The organism is Pseudomonas sp. CBZ-4, assembly GCF_000346755.1.
GTDB lineage: Bacteria > Pseudomonadota > Gammaproteobacteria > Pseudomonadales > Pseudomonadaceae > Aquipseudomonas.
Genome location: NZ_ANNV01000132.1, coordinates 1 through 8581, shown reverse-complemented (window position 1 = coordinate 8581; position 8581 = coordinate 1). Strand labels below are relative to the sequence as shown.

Here is an 8581-nt window from a genome sequence, read left to right as displayed (position 1 = left end):
GCAACTGATGTACCGAGGTGATGCCATCGCAGGCAAGCCAGCTCCCACATTGACCGTGTTTACAACGGGGATTTGGCGGCGACCGCTGCGGCCGCGCGCTTGGCATTCAGGGCGTAATACAACACCCCACCCAACGCCGAACCGGTAAACCAGCCATAGCTGTAGAACCAGCTGAACGCATCACTGCCCAACGACAGCAGCGTCAACACCACCGGCACGCCAAAGGCGATAAACCCGCTCCAGTTCCACGCTGGGTACACGTCATCGCGGTACAGCCCGGCCAGGTCCAGTTGTTGTTTGCGGGTGATGAAATAGTCCACCACCATGATCCCGGCAATCGGCCCCAGCAGGCTTGAGTAGCCAAGCAGCCAATTGGAATAGACGGTCTCCAGGCTCACATCCGAAACGATCAGGCCAAGCTTTTTCAGCAGCTCATGCCCCATCAGCGCCAGCCCCACCAACCCGGTGAGGATCACCGCCGTGGTGCGGTTGATCAGCTTCGGCGCGATGTTCTGGAAGTCGTTGGTCGGCGAGACAATGTTCGCCGCCGTGTTGGTGGACAAGGTGGCGATGATGATCAACAGCATCGCAATCGCAACCCACACCGGGCTCTGGATATGCCCGATCAAGGTCACCGGGTCGGACACACTGACCCCCACCAGTTTCACCGACGCGGCCGTCATGATCACGCCCAGCGCCGCGAACAGGAACATGGTCAGCGGCAGGCCGAAGATCTGCCCGAGGATCTGGTCCTTCTGGCTTTTCGCGTAACGGCTGAAATCAGGAATATTCAGCGACAAGGTGGCCCAGAACCCCACCATCGCAGTCAGGCCAGCCATGAAGTAACCGGTCAGGCTCGCGCCTTCCGGGCGCTTCGGCGGGATCGCCATCAACTCGCTGATGGACACATTGGGCATCGCCCACACCAGCAGGCCAATCCCCACCGCCACCAGCAGCGGCGCCGACAGGGTTTCCAGGCGCTTGATCGACTCGGCGCCACGCAGCACCACCCACAAATTCAGGCACCAGAAAATCATGAAGCCGATCACTTCACCGGTGCCGCCGAGGGACTTCCAGCCCTCGAAAATCGAGCCCAGAAACAAGTGAATCGCCAGCCCGCCAAACATCGTCTGGATACCAAACCAGCCGCACGCCACCAGCGCGCGAATCAGACACGGCACGTTGGAGCCGAGAATGCCGAACGACGAACGCAACAGCACCGGAAACGGAATGCCGTACTTGGTCCCGGGAAACGCGTTGAGGGTCAGCGGGATCAACACCACGATATTGGCCAGCAAGATCGCCATCAGCGCCTCGCCCACCGACAAGCCGAAGTACGCGGTGAGCACCCCGCCCAACGTGTAGGTGGGCACGCAGATCGACATGCCGACCCACAGCGCGGTGATGTGCCACTTGTTCCAGGTTCGTTCATGCACCTTGGTCGGTGCCATATCGTGGTTGTAGCGGGGGCTGTCGAGGACGTCGGGGCCGGCGTCGAGTTCGTACAGGCCGTTGCGTTCTATGACTTGCGATCTGTTCTGTTGCATGGCCGCTCCACGGTTTTTTCGAATTATTGTTGCTCATCCAACGCTTGGCGCTGGATGGCCGGAGTACCTCGTAAACAACATGACATCACGGGTCCGGCCAGCCGCCACTGCACTCAATAATCGTGCCGACAACTGTCACCACACCCGAACCGCTTATATAACTGGCTGATGTTAATCAGCTTTCCGATTGAACCTACGGTACTGCTCACAGGGCTCAGGCTAAACCCGGCGGAAGTTGCCCGAACTGTCAGGACTCAATCTGGTGCAACACAATTATTTTTATTTCCCAGCGCCGTCAAGCGGCATATCTCAAGCGTCTGATTTGCAATAAGAAATGTTGCTCAATTTAAGAACCTGTCAAGTGCGTCAAAACAGTGAACGCCCGCTTCATTTTGGTGATTTTTATTTTTAATCGTTATAAATCAATACGTTAATAACAATATAAGCTTATAAAAAATCTTCTTGCCCAATCGAAAAACTCGGGCTAGTTTCTATTCCTGTCACCGCTGACAGGAATTAACCCACCTATCGGCAAGCAGCATTACAACACTTAGAACTGGCACAAGCCGGTCAAGCCTGTGAGGAACTCGACATGTCGCTGTTGATCCGTGGCGCCACCGTTATTACCCATGATGAAAGTTACCGCGCCGATGTTTTATGCGCAGGCGGTCTAATCCGCGCCATTGGCACGGACCTGGAGATTCCCGCCGGCACTGAAATACTCGACGGCAGCGGCCAATACCTGATGCCGGGCGGCATCGACCCCCACACCCATATGCAACTGCCCTTCATGGGCACCGTGGCCAGTGAAGACTTTTTCAGTGGTACGGCGGCGGGTCTGGCGGGCGGTACCACGTCGATCATCGACTTCGTGATTCCCAACCCGCAGCAGTCCTTGCTCGAAGCCTTTCACCAGTGGCGCGGCTGGGCAGAAAAGTCTGCTGCCGACTATGGCTTCCACGTCGCGATCACCTGGTGGAGCGAGCAGGTGCGCGAGGAGATGGCCGAGTTGGTCAGCCACCACGGTATCAACAGCTTCAAACACTTCATGGCCTACAAGAACGCGATCATGGCGGCCGATGACACCCTGGTCGCCAGCTTCGAGCGCTGCCTGGAACTGGGTGCGGTGCCCACCGTGCACGCGGAAAACGGCGAGCTGGTGTACCACCTGCAACGCAAGCTGATGGCCCAGGGCATCACCGGCCCCGAAGCGCACCCGCTGTCACGGCCATCCCAGGTGGAAGGCGAAGCGGCGAGCCGGGCGATTCGCATCGCCGAGACCATCGGCACCCCGCTGTACCTGGTGCACGTCTCGACCCAGGAAGCACTGGACGAAATCACCTACGCCCGCAGCAAAGGCCAGCCGGTGTATGGCGAAGTCCTCGCCGGCCACCTGCTGCTGGACGACAGCGTCTACCGCCACCCCGACTGGCAGACCGCCGCCGGCTACGTGATGAGCCCGCCGTTCCGCCCACGCGGGCATCAAGAGGCGCTGTGGCACGGCCTGCAATCGGGCAACCTGCACACCACCGCCACCGATCACTGCTGCTTCTGCGCCGAGCAAAAAGCCGCCGGCCGTGACGACTTCAGCAAGATCCCCAACGGCACCGCCGGCATCGAAGACCGCATGGCGCTGCTGTGGGACGAAGGCGTCAACACCGGGCGCTTGTCGATGCAGGAATTCGTCGCGCTGACCTCCACCAACACCGCGAAGATCTTCAACCTTTACCCACGCAAAGGCGCGATCCGCGTGGGCGCCGATGCCGACCTGGTGCTGTGGGATCCCGAGGGTACACGGACGATTTCCGCCAAGACCCACCATCAGAATGTCGACTTCAATATCTTCGAAGGCAAGACCGTACGCGGTGTGCCAAGCCACACCGTGAGCCAGGGCAAGCTGGTCTGGGCCGATGGCGACCTGCGCGCCGAACGCGGTGCCGGGCGCTATGTGCAGCGGCCGGCGTATCCGCCGGTGTTTGAGCAGTTGAGCAAGCGGGCTGAGCATTCCAGGCCCACGGCTGTGAAACGCTGAGACCGCCAATCGCGGGCAAGCCCGCTCCCACATTTGAACTGCATTCACAAATAGAAATGTGTGAACACTTTCAAATGTGGGAGCTGGCTTGCCTGCGATGAGGCCAGTACAGGCAACACAAAAACCAATGCCCATCAGAGGCAGCACCTCAATAACCGTGAGGCCACCACCGTGATCCAGACCCTGACCCACCTCCCCCATCCCCTTGAGGATGGACCGACCCTCGCCAGCCACTTCACCGACCTGGCACCGCCCCTCAACGCCCGCCAGGCGCAACTGGAGGCTTCCCGCTGCCTGTATTGCTACGACGCGCCGTGCGTCAACGCCTGCCCCAGCGAGATCGACATCCCGTCCTTCATCCGCAATATCCACACCGACAACGTGCAAGGCGCCGCGCAGAAAATCCTCTCGGCCAACATCCTCGGCGGCAGCTGCGCCCGCGTCTGCCCTACCGAAATCCTTTGCCAGCAAGCCTGTGTGCGCAACAAGGCGGAAGAATGCGCGCCGGTGCTGATCGGCCTGCTGCAACGGTATGCCGTGGACAACGCGCACTTCAGCGAACACCCGTTCCACCGCGCCGCCGCCACCGGCAAACGCATCGCCGTGGTCGGCGCCGGGCCGGCCGGTCTGGCCTGCGCCCATCGCAGCGCCCTGCACGGCCATGATGTGGTGATCTTCGAAGCGCGGGAAAAAGCCGGCGGCCTGAATGAATACGGGATCGCCAAGTACAAGCTGGTGGATGATTTCGCGCAGAAGGAACTGGATTTCCTCCTGCAGATCGGCGGCATCGAGATCCGCCACGGCCAGCGCCTGGGCGATAACCTCACCCTCAGCGAACTGCACCAGCAATTCGACGCGGTGTTCCTTGGCCTCGGCCTGGCCGCGAGCAAACAGCTCGGCCTGCCCCATGAAGACGCCCCCGGCCTGCTCGCCGCCACCGACTACATCCGCGAATTGCGCCAAACCGACGACCTCACCCAACTGCCCCTGGCCGACCGCTGCATCGTGCTCGGCGCCGGCAACACCGCGATCGACATGGCCGTGCAGATGGCCCGCCTCGGCGCCCGCGATGTCAACCTCGTGTACCGCCGTGGCGTGGCGGACATGGGCGCCACCCGACATGAACAGGACATCGCCAAGGCCAACCAGGTCCGCCTGCTGACCTGGGCCCAACCCGAAGAAATCCTGCTGGATGATCAGGGCAACGTACGCGGTATGCGCTTCCTGCGCACACGCATGGAAAACGGCCGCCTGCACCCCACCGGCGAGACCTTCGAACTGGCCGCCGATGCGATCTTCAAGGCCATCGGCCAGGGCTTTGACAGCGACGCGTTGCACGACCCGCTGGCCCAGCAACTGCACCGCGTCGGCGAACGGATTTTCGTCGATGAGCACCTGCGCACCAGCATTCCCGGGGTGTACGCCGGTGGCGATTGCGTCAGCCTCGGCCAGGACCTCACCGTGCAGGCGGTGCAACACGGCAAGCTGGCCGCCGAGGCCATGCACGCCCAACTCATGCTGACTGTGGAGGCTGCGTAATGGCCGATCTCTCGATTGTATTTGCCGGTATCAAAGCCCCCAATCCGTTCTGGCTGGCCTCCGCGCCGCCCACCGACAAGGCCTACAACGTGGTCCGCGCCTTCGAAGCCGGCTGGGGCGGCGTGGTCTGGAAAACCCTCGGCGAAGACCCGGCGGCGGTCAACGTGTCCTCGCGCTACTCGGCGCACTACGGCGCTAACCGTGAAGTGCTGGGCATCAACAATATCGAGTTGATCACCGACCGCTCCCTGGAGATCAACCTGCGGGAAATCACCCAGGTGAAAAAGGACTGGCCCGACCGCGCGCTGATCGTCTCGCTGATGGTGCCGTGCGTGGAAGAGTCCTGGAAAAACATCCTGCCGCTGGTGGAAGCCACCGGCTGCGACGGCATCGAGCTGAACTTCGGCTGCCCCCACGGCATGCCCGAACGCGGCATGGGCGCGGCGGTGGGCCAGGTGCCGGAATATGTGGAACAGGTGACACGCTGGTGCAAGACGTACTGCTCGCTGCCGGTGATCGTCAAGCTCACGCCGAACATCACCGACATCCGCGTCGCCGCGCGGGCGGCGTATCGCGGCGGTGCGGATGCGGTGTCGCTGATCAACACCATCAACTCCATCACCAGCGTCGACCTGGAACGCATGGTCGCCCTGCCGATGGTCGGCACCCAGAGCACCCACGGCGGTTACTGCGGCTCGGCGGTCAAGCCCATCGCGCTGAACATGGTCGCCGAAATCGCCCGCGACCCGCAGACCCAAGGCCTGCCGATCTGCGGCATCGGCGGCATTGGCAACTGGCGCGATGCGGCGGAGTTCATCGCCCTCGGCTGCGGCGCGGTGCAGGTGTGCACGGCGGCGATGCTGCACGGGTTTCGCATTGTCGATGAGATGAAGGACGGGCTGTCGCGCTGGATGGACAGCCAAGGCTACAAGAGCTTGCAGGAATTCTCCGGGCGGGCGGTGGGCAATACCACGGACTGGAAGTACCTGGACATCAACTATCAGGTGATCGCGAAGATCGACCAGGCGGCGTGCATTGGGTGTGGGCGTTGCCATATTGCCTGTGAGGATACGTCGCACCAGGCCATCTCCAACGTGAAACTGGCGGATGGCACGCACCACTACGAGGTGATCGATGAGGAGTGCGTGGGCTGCAACCTGTGCCAGATCACCTGTCCGGTGGCGGACTGTATCGAGATGGTGGCGGTGGATACGGGCAAGCCGTTTTTGAATTGGACGCAGGATCCGCGCAATCCGTATCGGGAGGCTGTGTAGGCTTTTAGATCGCTATCGCAGGCAAGCCAGCTCCCACAGTGACCGCATTTCGTCTGAAGGAATGCAGTCCACTGTGGGAGCTGGCTTGCCTGCGATGAGGCCATCAGCGTCACCACAAGGCTCAAGGCTCCAACCCAATCCCCCGCAAAATCACCCCCGTGACCGTCTGGATCGCCTTCTCAAACTGCCTGTCCGACAACGGCTGGTGATCATTCAAAATCTTCACCTGGTGATCAAAGTCGGCATAGTGCTGGGTCGATGCCCAGATCATATACAGCAGGCTCGACGGCTCCACCGGCAGGATGCGTTTGTCTTCCACCCACTGGCGAATCTTCGCCTCCTTCATCTTGGCCCAGTCGTACAGGCTCGCATCCAAGGCCTCACCGAGGGTCGGCGCGCCGTGGATGATTTCATTGGCCCAGACCTTGGAGCCATACGGCCGCGTACGCGAGCGCTGCATCTTGGCGCGGATGTAGCTGCTGAGCACCACGCGCGGGTCATCGAAGGTTTCGAAACTCAGGGCGTCCTGCTTCCACAGGTCCAGCAGGTCGAACAGCACCGCGCTGTACAGTTCGCTCTTGGTGGTGAAGTAGTAATGCAGGTTGGAACGCGGCAGTTGCACTTCTTCGGCGATGTCGGCCATGGCGGTGCTGCCATAGCCCTTCTCGGCGAAGACCTTCTCCGCCGCCAGCAGGATTTTTTCGACGTTGACCCGACGAATGCCACTCTTGTGATTGCCCATAAGGGCTCCCCGACAACAACATGGGTTAGAGACTACCACCGGCTCTAGATCGCGGCGACAGGCCATACTGAAACTTCGTACACTGCCCCCTTCTCCCCATTGATTGGTATTGCACAATGTTGATCAAAAAGACCCTGACCACCGTCGCCCTGCTCGCCTCGCTGCTCGGCGCTTCGGCAGCCTTTGCCCACGCCCACCTGAAAAGCACCACGCCCGCGGCCGACAGCACCGTCGCCGCGCCGGCCGACCTGCGCCTGACCTTCAGCGAGGGCGTGGAAGCCACCTTCACCAAAGTCTCACTGAGCAAGGACGGCACGGAAATCGCGATCAAGGGCCTGGAAACCCCCGACGCCGACAAGAAAACCCTGGTCGTCACGCCAGCGGCGCCACTGGCCGCGGGTAACTACAAGGTGGTGTGGAACGCGGTGTCGGTCGACACCCACAAGAGCAATGGCGAATACAGCTTCAAGGTCGGCCAATAACCCATGGCAACCCTGCTGGTGCTGTGCCGCTTTGTGCATTTCATCGTCGTATTGCTGATGTTCGGAGCTTGCGTGTTCAAGCCCCTGCTACTCGGCGCCGGGCCACACCCGACGCTGGACCGGCACCTGCTGCGCATCACCCGGGCACTGGCCTGGGTCGGCCTGTTGTCGGGTGCGGCGTGGTTGCTGCTGATCACCGCCAGCATGGCCGGCAGCTGGGACGCGGCGCTGCAGCCGGCCACCGTGCAACTGGTGCTGGGCAAGACCTTTTTTGGCCAGGTGTGGAGCTGGCACCTGCTGTGCAACCTGTTGCTGGTGATTGCGCTAGCCAAGCCCTGGCCGGCATTGCGCCTGCCGTTGCTCGCACTGCTGCTGGTGACCCTGGCACCCGTGGGCCACGGTGCCATGCTCGATGGGCTCAGCGGGCGCTTGCTGATCCTCAACCAGGTGGTGCACCTGGTGTGCGTCGGCGCGTGGCTCGGTGGCTTGTTGGTGCTGGTGTTGATCCTGCGCCAACCCCAGGGCTATGCACTGGAGCCGATCCTGCGGCGGTTCAGCGGGGTCGGCTATGGTTTGGTTGCGGGGTTGTTGGTGACCGGGTTGATCAACGTGCGCGTGCTGACCGGGCAACTGTGGCCGACGCCCTTGTTCAGCGGCTTTGCCTTGATTCTGCTGGTCAAGGTGATGCTGGTGCTGGGCATGCTGGCCCTGGCGTTGTTGAACCGCTTGCGGATCGAACGCTGTGACGAACGTCGCGCCAGCTTGAAGGCCAGCGTGCTGCTGGAGTGGCTGCTGGGGGTTGCGGCGGTCGCCGCCGTCTCCCTGCTGGGGACCTTGCCGCCGATGGTCATGGCCAACTGAAAATCCCCCACTCTTACATTGGACTCCACAGTTGTGGGAGCGGCCCTTTGTGGGAGCTGGCTTGCCTGCGATGCAGGCACCTCGGTACATCGGTTGCACCGAGG

At 61.7% G+C, this 8581-nt stretch carries 7 protein-coding genes; 5 read left to right on the top strand and 2 right to left on the bottom strand.

Annotation, left to right across the window (positions count from 1 at the left end; genetic code table 11):
* Nucleotides 1-59: 59 nt before the first annotated feature.
* Complete coding sequence (locus B348_RS0117860; protein WP_017737438.1) at nucleotides 60-1547, bottom strand: NCS1 family nucleobase:cation symporter-1; 1488 nt, start codon at nucleotides 1545-1547, stop codon at nucleotides 60-62.
* A gap of 592 nt (nucleotides 1548-2139) precedes the next feature.
* Between B348_RS0117860 and hydA the strand changes: the two genes are divergently transcribed.
* The 3 genes from hydA (at nucleotide 2140) to preA (ending at nucleotide 6392) form a co-directional block, all read left to right on the top strand.
* Entirely contained in the window at nucleotides 2140-3579 is a 1440-nt protein-coding gene (hydA, locus tag B348_RS0117855) for a dihydropyrimidinase (protein ID WP_017737437.1), read from the top strand.
* Between the two features lie 171 nt (nucleotides 3580-3750).
* Nucleotides 3751-5118, top strand: a complete 1368-nt coding sequence (locus B348_RS0117850; protein ID WP_026136864.1) for an NAD(P)-dependent oxidoreductase — start codon at nucleotides 3751-3753, stop codon at nucleotides 5116-5118.
* The gene (preA, locus tag B348_RS0117845) at nucleotides 5118-6392 is read left to right on the top strand and encodes an NAD-dependent dihydropyrimidine dehydrogenase subunit PreA (RefSeq protein WP_017737435.1); all 1275 of its coding nucleotides are present in this window, start codon (nucleotides 5118-5120) and stop codon (nucleotides 6390-6392) included. The genes B348_RS0117850 and preA overlap by 1 nt, the downstream gene beginning before the upstream one ends.
* Before the next feature lie 121 nt (nucleotides 6393-6513).
* On the opposite strand, the gene B348_RS0117840 is transcribed toward preA, so the two are convergent.
* Nucleotides 6514-7134 carry a TetR/AcrR family transcriptional regulator gene (locus B348_RS0117840; RefSeq protein ID WP_017737434.1) on the bottom strand — a complete coding sequence of 207 codons (621 nt, stop codon included), beginning with the start codon at nucleotides 7132-7134 and terminating at the stop codon, nucleotides 6514-6516.
* 116 nt (nucleotides 7135-7250) lie between these two features.
* On the opposite strand from B348_RS0117840, the gene copC reads away from it, so the two are divergent.
* Both copC and copD read left to right on the top strand, forming a co-directional pair.
* Nucleotides 7251-7616, top strand: coding sequence for a copper homeostasis periplasmic binding protein CopC (gene copC, locus B348_RS0117835; RefSeq protein ID WP_017737433.1), 366 nt, complete (start codon nucleotides 7251-7253; stop codon nucleotides 7614-7616).
* A 3-nt stretch (nucleotides 7617-7619) separates the two neighbouring features.
* The gene (gene copD, locus B348_RS0117830) at nucleotides 7620-8477 is read left to right on the top strand and encodes a copper homeostasis membrane protein CopD (protein ID WP_017737432.1); all 858 of its coding nucleotides are present in this window, start codon (nucleotides 7620-7622) and stop codon (nucleotides 8475-8477) included.
* Nucleotides 8478-8581 lie beyond the last annotated feature (104 nt).

Coding starts and splice junctions, on each gene's coding strand:
- copD (WP_017737432.1), top strand. CDS start 7,620: ATGGCAACCCTGCTGGTGCTGTGCCGCTTTGTGCATTTCATCGTCGTA.
- preA (WP_017737435.1), top strand. CDS start 5,118: ATGGCCGATCTCTCGATTGTATTTGCCGGTATCAAAGCCCCCAATCCG.
- hydA (WP_017737437.1), top strand. CDS start 2,140: ATGTCGCTGTTGATCCGTGGCGCCACCGTTATTACCCATGATGAAAGT.
- B348_RS0117840 (WP_017737434.1), bottom strand. CDS start 7,134: ATGGGCAATCACAAGAGTGGCATTCGTCGGGTCAACGTCGAAAAAATC.
- copC (WP_017737433.1), top strand. CDS start 7,251: ATGTTGATCAAAAAGACCCTGACCACCGTCGCCCTGCTCGCCTCGCTG.
- B348_RS0117860 (WP_017737438.1), bottom strand. CDS start 1,547: ATGCAACAGAACAGATCGCAAGTCATAGAACGCAACGGCCTGTACGAA.